The sequence below is a fragment of the Stutzerimonas sp. 21-1 genome, from assembly GCF_056336065.1.
The window spans coordinates 1,586,707-1,609,073 of record NZ_CM150500.1 but is presented as its reverse complement, the minus strand read 5'-3'; the positions used below and the strand labels follow the sequence as shown (position 1 = coordinate 1,609,073).

Annotated in this window: 20 protein-coding genes; 5 read left to right on the top strand and 15 right to left on the bottom strand. The window is 63.4% G+C overall.

Annotated elements, in window-relative coordinates; genetic code table 11:
• The first annotated feature begins 2 nt into the window (after positions 1 to 2).
• Positions 3 to 929 (top strand): LysR family transcriptional regulator, encoded by a 927-nt coding sequence (locus AC0ZJQ_RS07940; protein ID WP_476477655.1) that lies wholly within the window; start codon positions 3 to 5, stop codon positions 927 to 929.
• Between the two features lie 26 nt (positions 930 to 955).
• On the opposite strand, the gene erdR is transcribed toward AC0ZJQ_RS07940, so the two are convergent.
• The gene (gene erdR, locus AC0ZJQ_RS07935) at positions 956 to 1,606 is read right to left on the bottom strand and encodes a response regulator transcription factor ErdR (protein WP_008566850.1); all 651 of its coding nucleotides are present in this window, start codon (positions 1,604 to 1,606) and stop codon (positions 956 to 958) included.
• Between the two features lie 162 nt (positions 1,607 to 1,768).
• On the opposite strand from erdR, the gene AC0ZJQ_RS07930 reads away from it, so the two are divergent.
• Positions 1,769 to 2,662, top strand: coding sequence for a DMT family transporter (locus AC0ZJQ_RS07930; RefSeq protein ID WP_008566849.1), 894 nt, complete (start codon positions 1,769 to 1,771; stop codon positions 2,660 to 2,662).
• Between the two features lie 11 nt (positions 2,663 to 2,673).
• Here the strand turns inward: AC0ZJQ_RS07930 and AC0ZJQ_RS07925 are convergent, their stop codons facing one another.
• Positions 2,674 to 3,390, bottom strand: a complete 717-nt coding sequence (locus tag AC0ZJQ_RS07925) for a tRNA-uridine aminocarboxypropyltransferase (RefSeq protein WP_314020305.1) — start codon at positions 3,388 to 3,390, stop codon at positions 2,674 to 2,676.
• 174 nt (positions 3,391 to 3,564) lie between these two features.
• Between AC0ZJQ_RS07925 and AC0ZJQ_RS07920 the strand changes: the two genes are divergently transcribed.
• The gene (locus AC0ZJQ_RS07920; protein WP_175415026.1) at positions 3,565 to 3,963 is read left to right on the top strand and encodes a PA3611 family quorum-sensing-regulated virulence factor; all 399 of its coding nucleotides are present in this window, start codon (positions 3,565 to 3,567) and stop codon (positions 3,961 to 3,963) included.
• 22 nt (positions 3,964 to 3,985) lie between these two features.
• Here AC0ZJQ_RS07920 and AC0ZJQ_RS07915 read toward each other — a convergent pair whose 3' ends face one another.
• The gene (locus tag AC0ZJQ_RS07915; protein ID WP_476477654.1) at positions 3,986 to 6,391 is read right to left on the bottom strand and encodes a phosphoketolase family protein; all 2,406 of its coding nucleotides are present in this window, start codon (positions 6,389 to 6,391) and stop codon (positions 3,986 to 3,988) included.
• 129 nt (positions 6,392 to 6,520) lie between these two features.
• Between AC0ZJQ_RS07915 and AC0ZJQ_RS07910 the strand changes: the two genes are divergently transcribed.
• Positions 6,521 to 7,930 carry an MBL fold metallo-hydrolase RNA specificity domain-containing protein gene (locus AC0ZJQ_RS07910; protein ID WP_165594994.1) on the top strand — a complete coding sequence of 470 codons (1,410 nt, stop codon included), beginning with the start codon at positions 6,521 to 6,523 and terminating at the stop codon, positions 7,928 to 7,930.
• Between the two features lie 124 nt (positions 7,931 to 8,054).
• Positions 8,055 to 9,146 carry an LOG family protein gene (locus AC0ZJQ_RS07905; RefSeq protein ID WP_213663113.1) on the top strand — a complete coding sequence of 364 codons (1,092 nt, stop codon included), beginning with the start codon at positions 8,055 to 8,057 and terminating at the stop codon, positions 9,144 to 9,146.
• 104 nt (positions 9,147 to 9,250) lie between these two features.
• Here AC0ZJQ_RS07905 and recX read toward each other — a convergent pair whose 3' ends face one another.
• The 12 genes from recX to exaC all read right to left on the bottom strand — a co-directional run bounded on the left by recX (position 9,251) and on the right by exaC (position 22,349).
• On the bottom strand, positions 9,251 to 9,715 hold the full coding sequence (gene recX, locus AC0ZJQ_RS07900) for a recombination regulator RecX (protein ID WP_213663112.1): 465 nt from the start codon (positions 9,713 to 9,715) through the stop codon (positions 9,251 to 9,253).
• Positions 9,716 to 9,720: 5 nt separating this feature from the next.
• Positions 9,721 to 10,779 carry a recombinase RecA gene (gene recA, locus AC0ZJQ_RS07895; protein WP_102829446.1) on the bottom strand — a complete coding sequence of 353 codons (1,059 nt, stop codon included), beginning with the start codon at positions 10,777 to 10,779 and terminating at the stop codon, positions 9,721 to 9,723.
• Between the two features lie 84 nt (positions 10,780 to 10,863).
• Positions 10,864 to 11,361: a CinA family protein gene (locus AC0ZJQ_RS07890; RefSeq protein ID WP_476477653.1), complete on the bottom strand. Its 498-nt coding sequence runs from the start codon at positions 11,359 to 11,361 to the stop codon at positions 10,864 to 10,866.
• Positions 11,362 to 11,539: 178 nt separating this feature from the next.
• Entirely contained in the window at positions 11,540 to 11,878 is a 339-nt protein-coding gene (locus AC0ZJQ_RS07885; protein WP_314020301.1) for a hypothetical protein, read from the bottom strand.
• Between the two features lie 35 nt (positions 11,879 to 11,913).
• Positions 11,914 to 12,270 carry a hypothetical protein gene (locus tag AC0ZJQ_RS07880; protein ID WP_314020300.1) on the bottom strand — a complete coding sequence of 119 codons (357 nt, stop codon included), beginning with the start codon at positions 12,268 to 12,270 and terminating at the stop codon, positions 11,914 to 11,916.
• 51 nt (positions 12,271 to 12,321) lie between these two features.
• The gene (locus AC0ZJQ_RS07875) at positions 12,322 to 13,527 is read right to left on the bottom strand and encodes a hypothetical protein (RefSeq protein WP_314020299.1); all 1,206 of its coding nucleotides are present in this window, start codon (positions 13,525 to 13,527) and stop codon (positions 12,322 to 12,324) included.
• 113 nt (positions 13,528 to 13,640) lie between these two features.
• Positions 13,641 to 16,274 carry an outer membrane beta-barrel protein gene (locus AC0ZJQ_RS07870; protein WP_476477652.1) on the bottom strand — a complete coding sequence of 878 codons (2,634 nt, stop codon included), beginning with the start codon at positions 16,272 to 16,274 and terminating at the stop codon, positions 13,641 to 13,643.
• A gap of 86 nt (positions 16,275 to 16,360) precedes the next feature.
• Positions 16,361 to 16,501: a hypothetical protein gene (locus AC0ZJQ_RS07865; protein ID WP_314020297.1), complete on the bottom strand. Its 141-nt coding sequence runs from the start codon at positions 16,499 to 16,501 to the stop codon at positions 16,361 to 16,363.
• A gap of 516 nt (positions 16,502 to 17,017) precedes the next feature.
• On the bottom strand, positions 17,018 to 17,827 hold the full coding sequence (eutC, locus tag AC0ZJQ_RS07860) for an ethanolamine ammonia-lyase subunit EutC (protein WP_476477651.1): 810 nt from the start codon (positions 17,825 to 17,827) through the stop codon (positions 17,018 to 17,020).
• A 26-nt stretch (positions 17,828 to 17,853) separates the two neighbouring features.
• Complete coding sequence (locus tag AC0ZJQ_RS07855) at positions 17,854 to 19,248, bottom strand: ethanolamine ammonia-lyase subunit EutB (protein ID WP_476477650.1); 1,395 nt, start codon at positions 19,246 to 19,248, stop codon at positions 17,854 to 17,856.
• A gap of 111 nt (positions 19,249 to 19,359) precedes the next feature.
• Complete coding sequence (gene eutH, locus AC0ZJQ_RS07850) at positions 19,360 to 20,643, bottom strand: ethanolamine utilization protein EutH (protein ID WP_476477649.1); 1,284 nt, start codon at positions 20,641 to 20,643, stop codon at positions 19,360 to 19,362.
• A 185-nt stretch (positions 20,644 to 20,828) separates the two neighbouring features.
• Entirely contained in the window at positions 20,829 to 22,349 is a 1,521-nt protein-coding gene (exaC, locus tag AC0ZJQ_RS07845) for an acetaldehyde dehydrogenase ExaC (RefSeq protein ID WP_476477648.1), read from the bottom strand.
• Positions 22,350 to 22,367 lie beyond the last annotated feature (18 nt).

The window sequence follows — 22,367 nt, the reverse complement described above, 5'->3', positions numbered from 1 at the left end:
ATATGCATTTCACCTTGAGACAAATGCAGGTTTTCTCTGCCGTCGCCCGGCTGGAAAGCGTTTCTCGCGCGGCCGAAAGCCTCTCGCTGTCGCAGTCGGCGACCAGTACTTCGCTGGCGGAGCTGGAGCGGCAATCGGGTTGCCTGTTGTTCGATCGCGCCGGCAAGCGGCTGTCGTTAAACGCGCTGGGCCAGCAACTGCTACCGCAGGCCGTGGCCCTGCTCGACCAGGCACGCGCCATCGAGGATCTGCTCAACGGCAAGAGCGGCTTCGGCTCGCTGGCCGTAGGAGCGACGCTGACCATCGGCAATTATCTCGCCACCTTGTTGATCGGCGGCTTCATGCAGCGCCATCCCGACTGCAGAGTAAAACTGCATGTCCACAACACGGCGCATATTGTGCAGCAGATCGCACAGCATGAACTTGATCTGGGTCTGATCGAAGGTGACTGCCAGCACCCCGACCTGATCGTCGAACCCTGGGTCGAAGACGAACTGGTGGTGTTCTGCGCTCCGCAGCATCCGTTGGCCAGCCGCGGCATCGTCGATCTGGACGAACTGGCTGGTGAGGCCTGGATTCTTCGCGAGCAGGGGTCGGGAACGCGCCTGGCTTTCGATCAGGCCATGCGCCACCGACCGGGCCGTCTGAACGTCCGCCTGGAGCTGGAGCATACCGAGGCGATCAAGCGCGCAGTCGAGTCGGGACTAGGGATCAGCTGCATTTCGCGCTTGGCGCTACGTGATGCATTCCGACGCGGCAGCCTGGTACCGGTGGCCACGCCACAACTGGATCTGAGCCGACAGTTCTCGTTCATCTGGCACTCACGCAAGTACCAGACTGCAGCGATGCGCGAATTTCTCGAACAGTGTCGGGCGCTGACTCATGGGGTGCGTCGCAGCGATGAAATCATCCTGCCACCGATTGCCTGAGTGCCTCGGTGGCGGAAGATGAGCCGTCAAGCGGTGGGAATAGAGCCCATCTGCTGCAGCAGCAGCGCGGCCTGAGTGCGCGTGCGCACACCCAGCTTGCGGAAGATTGCGGTGACATGTGCCTTGATGGTGGCTTCCGACACATTCAGTTCGTAGGCGATCTGCTTGTTCAGCAAACCGTCACACACCATCGTCAGCACACGGAACTGTTGCGGTGTCAGGCTGGCAAGTCCGGCGCTCGCGGCTTTCGCCTCGTCGCTGACATGACCGACGTCCTGGATGTTGCTCGGCCACCACACGTCCCCGTCGAGCACGGTGCGAACGGCCTCCTGGATGGTTTCCAGCGAACTGGATTTCGGAATGAAGCCGCTGGCACCGAACTCACGGGAACGCGAGACCACTGCGGCATCTTCCTGCGCCGAGATCATGACTACGGGTAGGTGCGGATACTGCCCGCGCAACAGCACCAGGCCGGAAAAGCCATAGGCGCCGGGCATGTTCAGGTCGAGCAGAACCAGATCCCAGGTGGCGCTCTGATTAAGTAGGGCTTCGAGTTCGGCGATGCTCGCCGCCTCGACCAGACGAACGTTGTCGCCCAGCCCCATGGTCAGCGCCTGTTGCAAGGCGCTACGAAACAACGGGTGATCATCGGCAATGATTATTTCGTAAGCAGCCATTGGCAGACCTGTATTTTTTATTGGCGCTTTGACCAACTGTTTCAGTCGATCCCGGGAGTTGCCGGAAAACCTCAAGCGGCGCAAGCATGCCGACCGCAGAATAAGTGGTCAAGCACGATGCTTTGCTGCAAAGTTTGCGGCTCCTTTGCAGCGAGCCCAAACATGCGTAGCCAAGCCCTCCGTGCCGATTTCCTGATGCTGATTACCGCCATGATCTGGGGCACGGCATTCGTAGCCCAGCGCGTGGGCATGGACAATATAGGTCCATTCCTTTTTACCGGGCTGCGCTTCGCGCTGGGCGCGCTCGCATTGCTGCCGCTGCTGTTGTATCAGGGGCGCCACGCCGCTCGCCATGAGCCGTTCATGCAACGTGGGCTGCTGCTCGGCGGGCTGGCGATGGGGCTGGCACTGACGCTCGGCATCAATCTGCAGCAGGTCGGCCTGCTGTTCACCAGCGTGACCAATTCCGGGTTCATCACCGGTCTTTACGTCATCGTCGTGCCACTGCTCGGCCTGATCATTGGCAACCGTACCGGGCTTGGTACCTGGCTCGGGGCCGTGCTGGCGGTAGGCGGCATGGCGCTGCTGAGCATCGGCGAGAACTTCCAGGTCGCCTCCGGTGACTGGATCCAGCTCGCCGGCGCGTTTGTGTGGGGATTGCACGTGCTGCTGGTGAGCTTCTTCGTCAGCCGCCACGACGCCATCCGTCTGGCATTCCTGCAGTTCGCCACCTGTGCAGTGGTCAGTCTGATTCTCGCCGCGCTGTTCGAGGAAACGAGCCTCGGGGCTGTCTGGCTGGCCGCTCCGGCGCTGCTGTACGGCGGCCTGTTCGCCGTGGCGGTCGGCTATACCTTGCAGGTCGTCGCGCAGAAGCATGCGATCGCCTCGCACGCTGCGATCATCCTGTCGCTCGAAGCGGTATTCGCGGCGATCGCTGGTGCGCTGTTTCTGGACGAGAGTCTTAGCCCACGCGGTTATTTCGGTTGTGCGCTGATGTTCATCGGCATGCTCACCGCGCAGCTGTGGCCGCGAACGGGGCAGCCAGCGAACGCCTGAGCCGAGGATGCTCAGGGTCGGGTGCTGGCAGCGAGCGCGCGATGTGCCGCGCTGTGCGGGTCGGTCACACGGTGGTGCTTGGCATCCAGATAATGCTCGGTGAAGACGTCGAGCCAGGCATCGAGCGCCCGCGCCGCCTGCAGGTCATCAGCGAGTTCGAGGCACAGGGCGGCGACCTCGGCAGTACACAGGTGCTCGCCTCGGGTTGAACGGCGCAACGCATAGCGCGACAACGCTTCCGGTTGCAGGCTCAGCACCGGCAACGCATCGAGATACGGGCTCTTGCGAAACATCTTGCGCGCCTCGGTCCAGGTCGCGTCGAGCAGGATGAACAGCGGACGCTTGCCCGGCGGCAGCGTGACCCGCTCGACAACCCGCGACGGCTCGGCATATTCCCCTGGAAAGATCACCCACGGCTGCCACTGCGGATCAGCCAGCAGTTCCAGCAGGCGCGGATCGACGTCGGTGCGCTGCCAGTTGAACGCATAGCAGTCGGCCACCACATCGGCGATCAACCAGCCGGTGTTGCTGGGCTTCAGGGGTTCGATATCGTGCATCAGCAGGCACACCCCACAATGCGACGGCACCTGCGGCAGCCAGCGGCACAGGCAGTGGCTGACGGCAACGCGGCAGCGAGGGCAGCGCTGCGTACGCGAACCGCGCGCAACGAACGGCTTGAGGCTGCGCGCGAGGCGCTCGTCGCGCAGGCGGGATACGGCATGAGGCATGGTCGGCTCGCAGAGAGTTGAAGGCAGACGCCGCGTTTCGGCACCTCGAATCCGTTTCGATGTACCGTTTGCGATCATCGCGAAGCCGGCGCAACCTACCGGCCCTCAGGCAAAATGGCAATGAACCGCGTAGCCCGCTACCGGTCGAACGAGCGCAGTCAAAAGGAGATCGCCATGTACCGTCTAACCCCCCTGCTCCTACTCAGCCTCGCGCTGCCTAATGCTCACGCCGCGTCGCTGCAGGAGCAGCAGCTGGGCCAACTGCTCGAGCAGGTCGCGCAGCAGAGCAGCGTCGGCACACCGCGCGCCATCAATGAGGACATCCTCGACCAGGGCTACACGGTCGATGGCAACGAGCTGGTGAATCATCTCAGCGTGCAGCCGCGCCATGCCGCGCAGATGCGCGACAACCCCGAGCAAGTGCGCAGCCAGCTGGCAGTCAGCGTCTGCGGTAACCAGGGCCTGCGTACGCTGTTGAGCAAGGGCGCGGTACTGCGCTACGAATTCAGCGAGTACAAGAGCAACCGGCCAATCGCGACCGAACGCTATCGCGCCACCGATTGCGCGCGCTGACGCCGCGCGCGCAATCGCCCCGTCAGCGCAAGCTGTCGGGGCTGCCCTTGCCGGCTACCGCCGCAGCTTCCTCGCGCGTCAGCAGCGCAGTACGTGGAACGCTGCGCAGACGCGCGCAGGCAGCCAGCACATTTGCCCAGCAGGCGCGATTGGCGAACTGCATGCCGTCCACATCCAGCGTGCCGCCACGGTTGCGATAGCCCAGCACCGAGTTGCGCCGCGCGTCCGGCAGGATCGGCCACAGGTGCCCGCGCGCCACTTCTGGCCGCATATGCGTGAGCATGATGCGCATGTCCATGCTGTCCGGGAATAGCCGTGTCACCAGCTCATCGGCGGCATGCACCTCGGCTTCCCAATGGTCGCGCGGTGCGCGGAAACGCCCCGGCTCCTGCAGATAGACCAGCCGATAGGCGCAATCCGCCTGTTTCAGCCGTTCGGCTGCACGCAGCATTTCGCCCAACTGGTAGCTGCCGTTGGCGATCAGCAGCAAAGATTCCGGACCACGGCTTTCATCGACGACGATCGCCCCATCACGTGCCAGTTGCTCGGCCTGGGTCTGGTCGAAATAGCACGGCCGCTCGCGCTTAGGCATAACCAGGCAGGCCAGCTCGCCGCGTGCCTGATAGATCGAGGGCAGCAGCGCCAGCGCACTGTTGTGGTCGGCCGGAAACAGCACGCGCACCATGTCGCTCATTTCGCCCAACAGCGCTTCGCAGAAGGTGGTGTCTTGGTGCGACTGCTGGTTCTTGCCGTTTTCCCAGGTGTGCGAAGTGGCAATCAACGGCCAGCCGAGCCACCCGGCAGGACGACCAACTTCCTTCTGCTGGCGGGCGAAGATCAGCGTCTGGCGCACGGCACCGAGCATCTTCACGCAGAAGGCTTCATAGCTCGCGACCAGGTTCAATCCGCCCTGGTTGGCCAGACAGGCAGACACCACGGCCTCCTCGTTGAGCGCGGTGATGATGTCGCCGTCGATTGCTTCCAGTTCGCTTTCCGGGTCGATGACGCGATGCTTGAGCGCCTTGAGCACGCCTCCCAGACGGTTGCTGGCCAGCTCGTCAGGGTTGCCGACGCGCGGCCGCAAGCTGGCGTTGGCCTGGGTCAGCTCGACGAAAAAGCGATCCACGGCAGACATCGGCGAGCAGGCATCGTCACGGTAGTGAAGTCTGGGGATGACCGGCGCGGCCGGACGGCGCAACGCCAGTGCGTTGTCACGCTCCAGCGGACGACCACGGCGATGCTGGGTGAACAGGGCCAACGCGGCAGTCAGTTGCTCCTGCGGCACGAACAGTTCCGCCGCGTGCTGGTTGAACAGCTCGCGCGACTCGATGTCCAGTCGCGGATTACCCGGCAATGGCAGGTTGTGCGCGGCATTGCTGCCTGCGCCGTAGAAACCGAAGCCCTTGATGGTTTCGGCGATACCGTACGGAATCGGCAACGGGTAGTTGAGAATGCCCCGCTCCTTTTCCTCGACCCGACGCGCGAGACGCTGCTCCATCTCCCACAGCGTCGCGACGAATGCCGCCGGGTCACGGCCATCGAACGGAATCGGATCGAAACCGCAGTAGCTCAGGTGCTGCCGGAAGCCGGCCAGTCCCTCGTCGGTAGCCAGCGAGGTGCGCTGCTCGATGCGCCGACCATTGGCGATCATCACCGGAAGCGCTGCGCCACAGTCTTCGGAACGCCACCAGCGCGGCATCCAGTCGCTGCCGCGCTGCTCTTCCGCCGCGCCATCCGACAGGAACGCCACCAGCGTTTCACCCGGCAACGGCATGTGCGCGTACTGCAGTTCCGCGAAGCCCAGATAGCCACCTTCGGCAATGCCACCGGCGGTATGCGGGTTGACGTGGCTGCCCAGCGGCGCCAGCGGACTTCCGTCGCTGGCCTGCCGGTAGCCATAGAAATCCTGCAACATGCGGTTGATGCCCGTTTCCCCGCCACCGTAGGCCTGAGCCTGCTCGGCATGCAGGTTACCGGTCAGCAGATTGAGCGCATCGATGGCGGCGACGCAGTGCCCCTGCCCCATCAACCAACCCCGCGTGTGCCCGGTGAGGGCGTTGAGCGCCAGATAGCCGGCATACGCCGGCACCATGTTGAGCGCACCGCCGGTATGCCCCTCGGGCGTGCGCTTGAAGTCCTCGGCCGCGAGCGGCGAGCCATTGAGATGGACCTGCTGGGCGTACGTCATGTGCACCACCAGCCACAATCCCGCGGAGGTAACGTGATCGAGCGCCTGCAGCAGGTGATACACGCTGGCGAGGTCCGGCTGCAATCCAGCCTGCACCAGTTGGTGGGCCAGACGGAAAACCGCCGCCTGGGTTTCCAGCGTGTGTTCGAGCGGACCACAGCCGGCGCGCCAGGTGGCGAATGCCGGTTGGGCTTCGGCGTGTTGCTCCAGCTCGACAAGGCTGGGCAGAAGCTGACTCATGGGATTACTCCATCACTGACCGGTTGCGATAGTCTAGGCAGCACCAGCTCCACCACCTCTGACATGTATCAAGGCGAGCCGGCGCATAAGCGAGCACCTTTGGAAACATCCTACAGACAGGGAGGCATTATGGCTTTGCTCAGTTTTCTCGGTGCCATTCAAGAGGTCACCGGTTCCTGCTACCTGATTGAGACACACGCCGGCACACGAGTTCTGCTCGATTGCGGGATGCATCAGGGACAGCGCAAGAACGAGGACAAGAACAACGCCCCGTTTCCTTTCGAGCCGGGCAGTCTGGATGCCGTGGTGCTCTCTCACGCGCACATCGACCACAGCGGCCTGCTGCCGCGACTGGTTTCGGAAGGCTACCGCGGCCGCATTCACTGCACCGACGCCACCGCCGAGCTGCTCGAGCTGATGCTGCTGGATTCGGCGCAAATCCAGGAAAAGGACGCCGAATGGGAAAACAAATGGCGCGCACGCATCGGCAAGCCGTTGATCCAGCCGCTGTACACGCGCGAGGATGCCGAACGCGCGCTGTCGCAGCGTGAACCGCACAGCTACGCCGAGACGTTCGAAGTGGCGCCGGGCGTGCGCATCACCTTCCACGATGCCGGGCATATTCTCGGCTCGGCGATCGTCCAGGCCGATGTCACCGATTTCGGCCAGACCCGCAAACTGGTGTTCTCCGGAGACCTGGGCAACACCTGCTCGCCGCTGATGTATCCGCCTACCACGCTCACCGAAGCCGACGTGATCCTGATGGAGTCGACCTACGGCGATCGCGATCACCGTGACCACGACGCGACCATCGAGGAGCTGGCCGATATCCTGCAGCAGGCCCACCGCGACGGCGGCAACGTGCTGATGCCATCATTCGCCGTCGGACGTACCCAGGACCTGATCTATTACCTGGGACGGTTCTACCGCGAAGGCCGCCTGCCGCAGCAGGTGGTATTCCTCGATAGCCCGATGGCGATCGGCGCCAACGCCATCTACGCGCACTTCAAGGACCAGCTCGACCTCAACGGCATCTCCCCGGCAATCGACCCCAGCAAGCGCAAGCTCTATGCCGAGCGCTGGCTGCCGATTCTCAAGAGCACATCCACCCCCGAGGAATCGATGGCGATCAACCGTTTCAAAAGCGGCGCGATCATCATTGCCGGCAGTGGCATGTGCAGCGGCGGGCGCATTCTCCATCACTTCAAGCACAACCTCTGGCGCGAGGAATGCCATCTGGTGATTCCGGGTTTTCAGGCGCAGGGCACCCTTGGCCGCGTGATCGTCGATGGCGCGTCGAGCGTCAAGCTGCTGCACCAGCGCATCGCAGTGAACGCGAAGGTTCACACGCTCGGCGGCTTTTCGGCACATGCCGGCCAATCGCAACTGATCGACTGGGTAAGCCACTTCAAAAAACGGCCCGAGCTGTACCTCGTGCACGGCGAGCTTGACCGCATGCAGGCGCTGCAACAGGCACTGAAACGACGCCTGAACTGGGACGCTGCCATTCCGGAACCCGGCGACCGTATCGCACTCTGACACAACGCAGAGTCATCCCAGCCCAAGCCGCGCCCGCGCTCACCACCGGGCGCGGCTTGGCGCTTGAAGCGCCCGGCATCGCACCGATAGCCTGAATGCGCAAGCCCATACATGGAGAAGTTGTATGTCCTTCGAACCGGACGACTATCTTTCCCGGCACTTCAAAACCAGCGCCGTGGACCTGTCCAGCAAGATCGACGAGCTCGTGTCACTCGTCGTCTCGGACACCAGCCCCAACCTGTCGCTGTACCGCGAGATGCTGGTCACCGTGATACGCATGGCCCAGGCGGATCGCAGCCGCTGGGATGCCAAGATCCTGCTGCAGACCATGCGCGAAATGGAGCACGCATTCAGTCGTCTCGATCAGTTCAAGCGTCGGCGCAAAGTCACCGTATTCGGCTCGGCACGCACCCCTGTCGAGCATCCGCTCTATGCCCTGGCACGCCAGCTCGGCGAGACACTGGCGCGCTACGACCTCATGGTCATTACCGGCGCCGGCGGAGGCATCATGGCGGCCGCCCACGAAGGCGCCGGGCTGGACAACAGCCTGGGACTCAACATCACCCTGCCGTTCGAACAGCACGCCAATGCCACCGTGGGCGGCACCAGCAATCTGCTGTCGTTCCACTTCTTCTTCGTACGCAAGCTGTTCTTCATCAAGGAAGCCGATGCACTGGTGCTGTGTCCCGGCGGCTTCGGCACCCTCGATGAGGCACTCGAAGTGCTGACCTTGGTGCAGACCGGCAAGAGTCCGCTGGTTCCAGTGGTATTGCTGGACGAGCCAGGCGGATCGTTCTGGACGGATGCGTTGCAGTTCATGCGCCGGCAGCTGGTCGACAACCGCTACATCCTGCCCACCGACCTGCGCCTGGTGCGGCAGGTCTACAGCGCCGAAGAGGTGGCTCAGGAGATCACCACGTTCTACCGCAACTTTCACTCGAGCCGCTGGTTGAAGGATCGCTTCGTGATGCGGATGAACCATTCCCTGAGCGATGCAGCGCTGGAATACATCAACACGACCTTCGCCGATTTGTGCCTGAGCGGCTGCTACGAACAGCAACCCTGCTGCGAGCACGAGCTGGATGAGCCGGAACTGCAGCGTCTGCCCCGCCTGAGCTTCGCTTTCAACGGCCGTGACTACGGGCGCCTGCGCGAACTGACGGACTACATCAACGAAACGGAAAGCTGGGCGACCCCGCTACCATCCGAAGACTGAACCACGTCTCACACCTGCAGACGACAGCACCACCGTTACCGCCTGCCCGGAACGCGGCACTTCGCCCGTTCCGGTGCGCCAGGCGGCATCGGGCCGGAAGCGCATCAGTCGTCCGCCACGCCGCGCAGCAGACGCCCGATCATCTCCAACGAATAACCCCGATAACTGAGGAAACGCCCCTGCCGGGCGCGCTCGCGCGCATCGCCTGGCAGCTGTCCGGCGAATTTGCGTTGCCAGACCTCGCGCAGCTGTGCGTTCCAGTCGAAGTCGCCGTCACGCAACGCCCGCTCAATCGCATCACGCGCCAGCCCGCGCTGTGCCAGCTCTTCACGAATGCGTAACGGTCCGTAGCCGGCGAGCGCACGGCTTCTGACGAAGCTCTCGAGATAGCGCGAATCCGACAGCAACCCCTCGTCGCTTAGACGATCCAGGGCTGCCTCGATCAGTTCGGCAGCTGCGCCGCGCTGGCGCAGCTTGCGGGTCAGCTCGACACGCCCATGCTCGCGGCGTGCCAGCAAGTCCATCGCAGCCCGTCGCACGGCGGCTGGGCTGTCGAGCACGACGGGCATGGCGATCAGAGGTCGACGTCGGCCAGGTCTTCGCTGACCACGGCGCCCGCGTTGGCGCCGGCTGCCTTGTTGCCGGAAACCACCAGCAGCTTGTCACGAATCTGCTGTTCGATCTCGCGACCTACCTCGGGGTTGTCCTCGAGATACTTGGCGGCATTGGCTTTGCCCTGACCGATTTTGTTGCCCTTGTAGGCGTACCAGGCGCCGGATTTCTCGACCAGGCCCTGCTGCACGCCGAGATCGATGATCTCACCGTTGCGATAGATGCCCTTGCCGTAGAGGATCTGGAACTCGGCCTGACGGAACGGAGGCGCCACCTTGTTCTTCACCACTTTGACGCGGGTCTCGCTACCGACCACCTCGTCACCTTCCTTCACCGCGCCAGTGCGGCGGATGTCCAGACGCACCGAGGCGTAGAACTTCAGCGCATTACCGCCGGTGGTGGTTTCCGGGCTACCGAACATCACGCCGATCTTCATGCGGATCTGGTTGATGAAGATCACCAGACAGTTGGCGTTCTTGATGTTACCGGTGATCTTGCGCAGCGCCTGGCTCATCAGGCGCGCCTGCAGACCGACGTGGGCGTCGCCCATCTCGCCTTCGATTTCCGCCTTGGGCACCAGCGCTGCCACGGAGTCGACAATGATCACGTCCACCGCGTTGGAACGCACCAGCATGTCGGTGATTTCCAGCGCCTGCTCACCGGTATCGGGCTGCGATACCAGCAGATCATCGACGTTGACGCCCAGCTTGCCGGCGTAATCCGGGTCCAGCGCGTGTTCGGCGTCGACGAAGGCGCAGGTGGCGCCCATCTTCTGCGCTTCGGCGATCACCGACAGGGTCAACGTGGTTTTACCCGAGGACTCCGGGCCGTAGATTTCGACGATACGGCCTTTCGGCAGACCACCAATACCCAGCGCGATGTCCAGCCCCAGCGAGCCGGTGGAAATCGCCGGAATCGCTTGGCGATCGTGGTCGCCCATGCGCATCACCGCGCCCTTGCCGAACTGCTTTTCGATCTGGCCCAGAGCTGCGGCCAAGGCGCGCTTCTTGTTCTCGTCCATTACCATCCTCACTTGATCAAGAGGGCCAAAGGCCACGACAACTGTATAAGTAGACAGTATTAGAGCATAGGGAAAATGCTCCGCCTAGCCCTGCAGCGGATTTTCTCCGGCCACCAGACGAATCAATCCGACCAGCGCTGTCTCGACCGTCTGGCCGCGTACCGCCAGGCGATCGCCAGCGAACAGGCAGCGTCGGGCGAGCAGCCGCTCGCCATCCGCCCAGGCAATCCAGACCGTCCCCACTGGCTTCTCCAGTGTTCCGCCGCCAGGTCCGGCGATACCACTGACCGCCACGGCGAAGCGCGCGCCGCTGGCCTGTTGCGCGCCGCTCGCCATGCGCTCGACCACCTCGCGGCTGACCGCGCCGACCGTTTCGAACAGGTCGACCGGCACCCCGAGCTGCCGGGTCTTCTGCGCGTTGGAATACGTGACGTAGCCGGCCTCGAACCACGCCGAACTCCCCGCAACCCGAGTGATGGCCTCGGCAATGCCGCCACCGGTGCAGGATTCGGCGGTGGTCACCTGTGCGCCGAGCGCGGACAACTGCATTCCCAGGCGAGTCGCCAGTTCGGTCAGGTCCATCGTCTTCCTCCGTAGCTGTAAACAGCCGCTACCCTACACCAGCTCCCTCCTGACTCGCCCCTCCGGTCATCGCACACTCCGCCGTAAGCGCTTGCTCAGCACGCAAGGACACGGGCGGTGCTGCCGGGTGTCCTCGGCAAGGACACCCAGCGCCCGCGCTGCTCAACCGGCGTCGGACTCAGCGCCCGCCACCCTTGCCCATGCCACCGCCTGCGCCGCTGCCCATACCGCCGCGCATGCCGCGCGCGGGCGGATCTTCCGGCAGGGTCACGCCACGCTCCTTGGCTCGCTCGCGCATCTGTTCATGGTGCTGCACGCGTACCTGCTCGCGTTCCTCCTGCGTGGCGGCTTCGCGCATGCGGTTGCGGTATTCCAGGCGCTCCTGCTGGGTCATGATTTGCGAGCCAAAGACCTGCTCACCGTCGCTGCCGGCGCCCTGGCCGCCCGCGGATTGTGCCAACGCCGCACCGGACAGCAGAACCAGCGAGAGGCCGATGGCGAATTTGATGCTTTTCATAGGTATCTCCTCATTCGAATAGGACCGACGGCGCATCAATGGTCGTGCTCTTCGCCGTCGGAGTGGTGGGATGACTCCTCATCCCGGGGCTGACCGCCCATGTACTTCGGGCCCTTGCCGCGGCCACTGTCGAACACCTTGTCCTCCATGGCCTTGCTGCCGCCTGGCCCACCGGTGTGTCCGGAGTGGCTGCCTTCCTCGTGGGTCTGATCGCTGTGGCTGCTGCCGTGGTCGCGGCCGCCGCCGTATTTCGGACCTTTGCCCTTGCCGCCGGAACTGTGGCTACTGTCATGACTGGAATGGTCGTCAGCCGCCACTGCGGGGCCGGTTACTCCGGCCAGTGCCAGCGCCATGAATGCCGCCAGCAGGCCGAACTTGTAGCGAACGCGCATAAATGTTCTCCCGGCCTGGACCGGCTGGCCTGGCGGCCAGCCGGTCCAGCGCTACCTGACTTCGTTGTCGTGCACGAACTCGATGACCTGCAGGTAATCGTTGGCTGCCGCGGCGAAATCGTCGGCGCCGCCGTCGCTGGTCGGGTCGGTCCAGGTGGTGCCGCCGAACACGGCGTCGTACAGGTTCACCAGGGTCGGCCTGTAGACGTCGTCGGCAGGGTCATCCGGATCGCCTGCGTCCAGCACCAGCACGGTGGCGGTGGCATCGGCCCAGGTGGCGGTGCGGTCGTACTGGTAGTCAGAGAAGTCGTAGTACGTCGTACCGGAATTGATGCCGAGGATCGAGTTCATGTACACCACCGTATCGACGCTGATGGTGCCGGTCTTGTCTCCCGCGGCGGCGAGCAACGCTGCAGGGTCGAAGCCTGCCGGGAGGGTCACGCCCGGTATCGAGCCGCTGGTCATGTAGGTCTCGTACAGCGCGAGGTTTTCCAGCGGCGAGTCGATGGTCACGCCGTCGACCGTCAGCCGACCGCTGGAGTCGATGGCAATCACCGCGCCCTCAGTGGTCAGCTTTGCCAGCGCTTCATCCAGCGAATGACTGAGTACCTTGGTCGGCGAACGGCCGACACTCAGACGGCCCAGCTCGACCTCGCCGGGAACGACGTCGTAGGTGGTATCGCCTACCGTCTCCGAGGTCAGCAGGTCACCTTCCTCGTTGCGCGGAATGGCAACCAGATTGCCGTCGGCATCCGTTACCGGCAACAGCGCACCGGTGCTGTCGTAGTAGAACGCGACGACCAGCTCTTCGCCGTTTGCATCCGCCAGCGGGACGCCGTTCACGTCGCGCAGCAGGATGTACATATCGCCGAACAGATCGCCCTTCTTCGTGCCCGCGCCGAACGGCTTGCCGCCACCGCCCGACTTACCGCCCTTCACCCCGGCCCACTCAGGGCGGTCGCTGTCTTCTTCTGCCGCGGCATCGGCGCGGAAGATCTTGTCGACTGCGCCCTGCCCGCCGCCCATGCGCGAGCCGCCCTGGCCTTTCTCGCCGCCACCGCCCTTGCCGGCCTGACCGCCACGGCTGCCGTGGCTATCGCTGCCACCCTTGCCGGTGCCGCCTTGCTCGGCGGCCACGCTCGGCGAAGCGAAACCAAGCGTCAGTGCGCTTGAAACCACCAGCGGAGCCGCAAGTGCGACGAGGAATGCCCCGCTGACAAATCCGAACTTGCTGCGTTTCAACGGTGTGTTTGACATGACATTGCTCCTTTGTTTGCGGGGCCGGTGCTTCAACCGGATGGCGCAAGGAAGGCACCGGTACTGCGGTTGCACCCCGACGGCGGATCATTCCTCCACCGTCGCGGAAGTACTCAGAAGCGGAAGCCCAATCCCATGCGGAACAGGCTCTCGCGGTTGTCGAACTCCATCTCGTCCGGGTTGCCATGCCCGGTCCTGAAGCCATAGCTGTCGTAATCGGTGCGGGTGTAATCCAGGCGGGCGAAGGCTTGCTGGCTCAGCGGAATTTCCGCGCCGACGCCGTAGCGCATGCCGTCAGTGGTGAAGCTGTCGTCGATATTGGCCTCGGGGTTGCTGCCCTTTTCCCAGGTGGTGTTGAAGCGCGCGCGCACCGGGCCGACGCGCCCGTAGAGCAGGGTGCCGTTGGGCAGGCTGTAGCCCAGACGCAGTGCCAGGCCGTAGTCGCTTTTCTTCTCTGCCGAGAAGTCCCGGCCACCTTTGCCGCCCGTGTCGCGGTTGTGCGACCAATCGATCCGACTGGTATCGACTTCCGCTTCTAGCCCTACGTACCAGCGGGCGAAGCTGTGGCCATAGCCGACGAAGGCACCGTAGATTCCACCCATGCCGCTGAAGTCGCCGGTATAGGCCTGCGACAGCGGCGGAGCCCCATCCTCGGAGTGATAGCCGCCGAGGTGGGAGTCAAGACCGCCGTGTCCGGCATGAGCGCCCACGTAGAATCCCTGTACCGCCGGCTGCAGCGGGATTGGTGAGGGTGCCGCACCGAACCGCCAGCCAAGGCCAAGCCGGAACTGGCCTTCCTCGTTGGCGAAGCGTTCCGAGGCACGGCCGTCGTCGTCGACGTAGTCCACCTCGTAGGCGTCGTAATCGGTGTAGGCGTATTCCATGCGCAGGAACAAACGGTCGCCGGCCGGCAGATCGGCACCGACGCCCAGGCGGGAGCCGTCCTGCCGATCATCCTGCGCGCGGCTGGCGGCGGCCTGATCGTTGATCGTGTAGTAGGAATCGAAGCGGGTCCGCACCCGCCCAAGGCGCAGGTACAGGAGTGAGCCGTTGTTCACGACGTAGCCGCCACGCAGGCTCAGACCGTAGCCGTCGTCCCTGTCGAGCGAGGTCGTGCGCGCGTCCGCCTTGTCCTTGCTGAACGACCAGTGCGCGCGGCTCCGCTCGGCCTCCGCCTCGATGCCCGCGTACCAGCGATTGAGCTGCCAGCCATAGCCGAGAAACAGTGCTTCACCCATTCCCGAGCCACCGAACTGGCTGACGTCACTGCCTTCATCACCGCGCTGGCCAGACGTCGTGCTGGCCAGCGGGCCGTGGCTCATCGCCGCTCCGATGTAAGGCCCGGTGAAGAGCGCGTCGAGCGGCAACGCGGCCAGCAGCAGATCACCGGCGGAGCGTTGCAGCGCCTGGGCAGGCAACTGATAGGTCTTCGAGCGTCCCGGCGTGTAGCCGACGCTGAAGGAAACCTGACTGCGGCTGTACTCGCCGTCCAGGTCATCCGAGTTGCGGTCGATCACACGCAAGTCGCTGCCGACGAAGACCGTTGACGAGACGTAGTAGCGCAGCCCTGCGCCGGCATCGATGATCTTGTCCCGGCGGTTGTAGCTCTGATATTCGCTGTCGATATACGTCGCATGACCGAGAACCGACAGGCGACTGGTAAGTGCCCGCTCGACCTCAAAACCGTAGGCGGTATCCAGCGACGCCGCGGCGTACACGCCGTCATCACTGACCGTGGTTTCCTCCAGCGAGCGATCGATGAAGCCGGTGACACGGGTGGCGGGTGTCGGCTTCCAGCTGGCCAGGGCGCCGAAGTAGGGTTGGTGGATGTCGGAGAAGGTCGAATGGTCGAAGCGCTGTTTCAGCATGCCGGCGAATACCTCACCGGCGAAGCGCTGCTGCGGATAAGTCACGCGCAAGCCGACTGCAGCCCGGTGACCATCCGAATCTCGGTTGAATGCCGTTCCGTTAATGTCCTTTTCGTAGCGCCGCCGATCGGTGGCGTACTGAATGAACGGCTCATGGTTAGGCGTTAGCGCATAACCCGCTCGAACACCGACTGAGCTGAGGTCGTGCTTGCGATCAGCATTGTCGATGCGCGCGCCCGCGAGCGTCTCTGCGCTGTAGTAATCGTAGCGATCGAACGTACCGCCGCCACGAAGGCGCAGACGGCCGAGCTCACCCGCAACGCCCAGATACGCTTCGTCATGCTCGTAACGGGTGGGTTCCCGCTGCAGTTCCGGCCCGGCCGCGCCCGGCACGTAGCGATCTTCGTGATCCCGCGTGTGGCGCAGCCCACCGAATACACGCGCATGCTCAGTCAGCTCGCGGGTGCCGTCGAGGCCCAGCCAGAAGTCCTCTACATCCTCGGAAGTTGCGTCCTGGTAGCGGTCGAGATCGGCACCGAGATCGACGCTCAGTTCATGCCGATCCCAATCGGACTGCAGTACCAGCGAGGGTGAAAGCGTGAAGATAGTGTCTTCTGTTTCATCGGTACGCCGGGCGTAAATGTTGTCGTCGCGGGTCGCCGAAAGAACCACCTGCGGCAATGCAATGAACGTCCCGATGGGTAAACCGGGGAACTCGCGCGTATCGTTCTTCTTCACCACCGCTGCGGAGGGAGCAACACTGGGTGCCGGTTCTGGCGCCGCGTTAGTTTGCGTAGCCGAACCTAAGCCGAGCGCTGTCACTGCGATAATTAACGTCCGCCCATCGTTCTGCCTCCAATCACGACCAACATGTTTCACAGGGGTGAAACTGCTGATAACGCCGACAGGCGCCGAAATACAGGCGTCATGCCGAGCAATGTCTATTCATTCGATTGGGAGGGGGGTTATCCAGTGGACAGCTTGGGAGCGAATCGCGTCGCTGCAGGCTGCGCCAGCACTACACGTCGCGGTACCGCGTGCTTACCGATATAAAGATAAGCGCTGAATTTTTTATTCGTTTTTTGCTTGTGTTTGTAATCGTCCATGCGACTCACCAGTCAAGTTCTAGGAAGAGCTTTCCGTAGTGGCAAATTGGCCTGGCTTTATTTGCCGCCGATTTGCTGTCGCGCACGATGATTTATGTCAATTAATTGATGCGAAAACTCATTCAAGAGTTAAGTGCTTCGACTTATATTATAAAAACAAAAGCAGAAGCTGGATTCCCAAAGTAATCGTTATAAATTTTATATAACGGCAGTCTACAATCGCGTGCTTATCGCTAACCTACTGCTTTGATTAAATAGAGAGACAATTCAGGAATAAGGGATGTCATTTGAATGATCTACCCGCTTTTGCTTATGGCAAAACTCTAAGAGTTGTAACGCTGATATAAAAAAACGAATGAGCGCAGGTTGACTCACAAGGGCAACGCCCCTTCCCCGCTGCGCTCAATACCTCCACCGACACCTGTCGCCCAATCCCTTACCCCGCTGACGCTGGCCGTCTTGAGAACCGGGGCGCAGCGGGTGCAAGCGAAGCAGTCGGGCTAACGGCGCAAGCGCTCAGGCGTTATCCGGCAGCAGGAAGTTGCCAGGTCCCTGGTTTTCCAGGGTCGGTACTTGTGCTTCGTCCTTGAGATCGACGCCCGAGAGCTGGCGCCGGCAGGCTTCGCGCATCAGGTACATCAGGCGGAAGGTGGCCATGCCGTAGCTCAGGCCTTCCAGACGCACATTGGAGATGCAGTTGCGATAGGCATCGTTGAGGCCGACGCGCGGCGCCCAAGTGAAGTACAGGCCGAGGCTGTCCGGCGAGCTGAGGCCGGGACGCTCGCCGATCAGAATCACCGTCATCTTTGCCCTCAACCGCTCGCCCACCTCGTCGGCCACCGCCACCCGGCCCTGTTCAACCAAGGTTATCGGCGCCAGCGACCAGCCTTCAGCCGTCACCTGTTCGAGCAATCGCTGGAGGAACGGCAGGCTGTGGCGGCTGACAGCAAGGGATGACAAGCCGTCGGCGATGACGATGGCGAGGTCATGGCCGCCGCCGTGCTGCTTGACGTGCTCGTCCAGCTGCGCGGCGGACGCCTCGTCCAGGCGCCGGCCCAGGTCGGGGCGCTGCAGGTAGGTGTGGCGGTCACTGGCAGCGCTGTGCAGCAACAGGGTGGTATGGCCGAGGGCGTGCAGTTGCTCGCGCAGCTCGGCGTGATCGAACGGCAGGTGCACGGCGTCGCGGGCCTGGGCGTGAGCGAACTGGAAATCCAGTTGGGCGCGGGTCGGCAGGCTGGTGCCGGCGCGGCCCAGGGCGATGCGTGCGGGGGTCAGCTGGCGCAGCTGTTGCCACGGGTTCTCGGTGGCGGGGGTGTGATCAGGCATGCGTACCTCTGCATGAGTGCGCGAATTCAGGAAAGTTGCGCCAGCGCCTGGCGGAAGGCGGATGGCAGCTCGTTACCCAGGCGCAACTGGCCGTCGCGCTGCTGGAAGATGCCCATGCGCGCCAGCCACTGCTCGAACTCCGGTGCCGCGCGCAAGCCGAGCACCTGGCGGGCATAGAGGGCATCGTGGAAGGAGGTGGTCTGGTAGTTGAGCATCACGTCGTCCGAACCGGGGATGCCCATGATGAAGTTGATGCCGGCGGCGCCGAGCAGCGTCAGCAACATGTCCATGTCGTCCTGGTCGGCCTCGGCATGGTTGGTGTAACAGATGTCGCAACCCATCGGCACGCCGAGCAGCTTGCCGCAGAAGTGGTCCTCCAGCCCGGCGCGGATGATCTGTTTGCCGTTGTAGAGGTATTCCGGACCGATGAAGCCGACCACGGTGTTGACCAGGAACGGGTTGAAGTGACGGGCCACCGCATAGGCGCGGGCCTCGCAGGTCTGCTGATCGACATCGTGATGGGCGTTGGCCGAAAGCGCGCTGCCCTGGCCGGTTTCGAAGTACATGAGGTTGTTGCCCAGCGTGCCGCGCTTGAGGCTCAGGCCGGCTTCGTAGCCTTCCTGCAACACCTTGAGGCTGATGCCGAAGCTGGCGTTGGCCGCCTCGGTACCGGCGATCGACTGGAACACCAGGTCCAGCGGCGCGCCGCGTTCGATGGCGGCGATGGAGCTGGTGACGTGGGTCAACACGCAGGACTGGGTGGGAATCTCGTAGCGCTGGATGACCGCGTCGAGCATCTCCAGCAGGGTGCAGATCGAGCCCATGCTGTCAGTGGCCGGGTTGATGCCGATCATGGCGTCACCGTTGCCGTAGAGCAGGCCGTCGAGGGTGCTGGCGGCGATGCCGGCGGGGTCGTCGGTGGGGTGGTTGGGTTGCAGGCGGGTGGACATGTGTCCGCGCAGGCCCATGGTGTTGCGAAAGCGGGTGACCACGCGGATCTTCTGCGCCACCAGGATCAGGTCCTGCACACGCATGATCTTCGACACCGCGGCGGCCATCTCCGGCGTCAGGCCCGGCGCCAGGGCACGCAGGTCGGCCTCGCCGGCCTGGTCGCCGAGCAGCCAGTCGCGCAGGCCGCCCACCGTCAGGTGGCTGACCGGGGCGAAGGCGGCGGCGTCATGGCTGTCGATGATCAGCCGGGTGACTTCATCGCTTTCATACGGAATCACCGCCTCGCTCAGAAACTGCTTGAGCGGCACGTCGGCCAGGGTCATCTGGGCGGCCGCGCGTTCGGCGTCGCTGGCGGCGGCGACGCCGGCCAGGCAGTCGCCCGAGCGCAGCGGGCTGGCCTTGGCCAGCAACTCGCGCAGGCTGTCGAAGCGCCAAGTCTGGCCGCCGATGCTGTGGGAATAGGTTGCCATGATCTGTTTCCTGTCTCGGGTGGAGGGCACGGGCTGTTTTCGCCGGTGCCGGACGAACGCCGTGCTGCCGGTGGGGCCGTGCACTCCCGGCAGCATCTGTTGCGCTCGAAGTCAGGCCTGGGCGACTTCTTTCGAAATCGGCAGAGGCCCTCCGTGCAGCTCGGAGCCAGGGTATTCGCCATCTTCGATGATGCCGGCGGCTCGATCCTGCTGTTCCAGTTGCAGCGCCTTGGGTACCGACAGCCAGTAGGCGAGGCCCACGGCGGAGAAGCCGGCGAGTATCTTGCCGATCAGCACCGGCAGGATGATGGTCGGCTGGAAGTTGGCGGTGAAAGACAGGTGGTCGCCGAGCAGGAAGGCCGCGCACACACCGAAGGCGATGTTGAGCACTTTGTCCTTCGGTGGCATGAAGCGCACCAGGCGGAACATCGCGAGGATATTGGCGATGGTCGCCAGCATGCCGGCGCTGCCGACGGCGCTCAGGCCGACCTTGCTGCCCAGCGCTTCCAGGGGGCTGCCGAGGTACTTGCGCAGCAGGTAGACCATCGGGAAGGCGCCGGCCAGCATGATGCCGATATAGCCGGCGGTTTCCAGGGCGCGGGTCTGGTCCTCTGCATCGGCGATGATCGGGTCGAAGCCCCAGCCGCCCAGCACGATGGTGAACACGCCAGTGAAGTATTCGACGATGGAGAACACCAGCACCAGCTTGATCAGCGCGTCCATACCGCGGCCGAAGCCGATGAAGCCCTTGATCATCAGGTCCGGCAGGAAGCGCAGGCCGGCCGCCAGCGCCACCACGAAGACGATGATCGGCAACAGGTTGGCGAAGATTCCGCCGAGGCTCATCGCCAACTGGTAGGTGGCCTCGCCGTTGGTGGCGACCACTTCGCGCACCATCGGATTGCTGAGCATCAGCACGACGCTGGCGATCAGCACGCCGATCGGAATGCTGAGGATGCCGGACATGATGCCCAGCGCCATGTACTTGTGGTCACGCTTGTCGAGCATGGCCAGGCCCATGGGAATCGAGAAGACGATGGTTGCGCCGCCCATGAAGCCGGTGATCAGCGCCATGATCAGGGCCTCCTTGCTGGCGGCCAGGGCGGCGGCGAGGTGGTAGCCACCCATGTCCGAGGCGATGATCATCGTCGCCGCCAGCGCCGGGTCGGCATTCAATGCATTGAAGAATGGTCCGAAGACGCTTTCGATCAATACCGTGAGGTAGGGGATGGACGCCATGATGCCAGCGGCCGGAACGAAGATGTGTCCGGTGGCATGGATGCCCTCCATGAATTCCTTGCCGAGGCCTTTTTCACTGTCGCGTATGGCTGCGAAGGCCCCAAGGACCGCGCAGAACATGATGACGTAGAGAACGTAATTACCGATCTGATCCATTGCTTTGCCCTGTTGTTATGTTTTGCCAAGCGCCAGAAAGCCAATCGAAGGCTGCACCAGGCAGGCCGAAAACCGGCTTTGAGCGGTGTCACGGTGTTCTTTGGGGAGATTCCGCCTCCCGCTGGAGAGGATCACGGTGGCTGTACCGGGGCCGTACGCACGCAAGATCGGCCCCGGTGCTGCGTTTAAAAGAAACCGAGTGGATTGATGTCGTAGCTGACCAACAGGTTCTTGGTCTGCTGGTAGTGGTCGAGCATCATCTTGTGGGTCTCGCGACCGACGCCGGACTTCTTGTAGCCGCCGAACGCCGCATGCGCGGGATACAGGTGGTAGCAGTTGGTCCAGACGCGACCGGCCTTGATCCCGCGGCCCATGCGGTAGGCGCGGTTGATGTCGCGGGTCCAGACGCCGGCACCCAGGCCGAACTCGGAGTCGTTGGCGATCGCCAGCGCTTCGGCTTCGTCCTTGAAGGTGGTCACGGCCACCACCGGCCCGAAGATCTCCTCCTGGAACACGCGCATCTTGTTGTGGCCCTTGATCAGGGTCGGCTGCACGTAATAGCCGGTCGCCAGGCTGCCTTCGAGTTTCTCTGCGGCACCGCCGGTGAGGATCTGCGCGCCTTCCTGTTGGGCGATGTCCATGTAGGACAGAATCTTGTCGAACTGCTGCTCGGAAGCCTGGGCGCCGACCATGGTGTCGGTATCCAGCGGGTTGCCGCGCTTGATTGCCTTGATCTTCTTCATCACCACTTCCATGAAGGGCTCGAAGATCGATTCCTGAATCACCGCGCGCGACGGGCAGGTGCACACCTCGCCCTGGTTGAAGAACGCCAGTACCAGGCCCTCGGCAGCCTTCTCGATGAACGCAGGCTCTGCATTCATGATGTCTTCGAAGAAGATGTTCGGGCTCTTGCCGCCCAGCTCGACGGTGCTCGGAATGATGTTTTCGGCCGCGCAACGCATGATGTGCGCGCCAACCGGGGTCGAGCCGGTGAAGGCGATCTTGGCGATGCGGGTGCTGGTGGCCAGCGCCTGACCGGCTTCGCGACCGAAGCCCTGGACGATGTTGAGCACACCCGGCGGCAGCAGATCGCCGACCACTTCGATGAACACCATGATCGACAGCGGGGTCTGCTCGGCCGGCTTGAGCACGATGCAGTTACCGGCAGCCAGGGCCGGAGCCAGTTTCCAGGCGGCCATCAGCAGCGGGAAGTTCCACGGAATGATCTGACCGACCACGCCCAGCGGCTCGTGGAAATGGTAGGCGGCGGTGTGCTCGTTGATCTCGGCGGCGCTGCCTTCCTGCGCGCGGATGCAGCCGGCGAAGTAGCGGAAGTGGTCGGCAGCCAGCGGCACGTCGGCGTTCAGGGTTTCACGCACGGCCTTGCCGTTGTCCCAGGTTTCGGCGACGGCGAGCTTTTCCAGGTTGGCTTCGATGCGATCGGCGATCTTCAGCAGGATCAGCGCACGGTCCTGCACCGAGGTCTTGCCCCAGGCATCGGCGGCGGCATGGGCGGCGTCCAGCGCCTTCTCCACGTCTTCGGCGCCCGAACGCGGGAACTCGGCGATCACTTCACCGTTTACCGGCGAGGTGTTGACGAAATACTCCCCCTTCACCGGCGGCACGAATTCGCCACCGATGTAGTTGCCGTAGCGCGGCTTGAAGGAAATGACGGCGCCTGGAGTACCGGGTTGGGCGTAGATCATGGGAATTCTCCGAAGGAT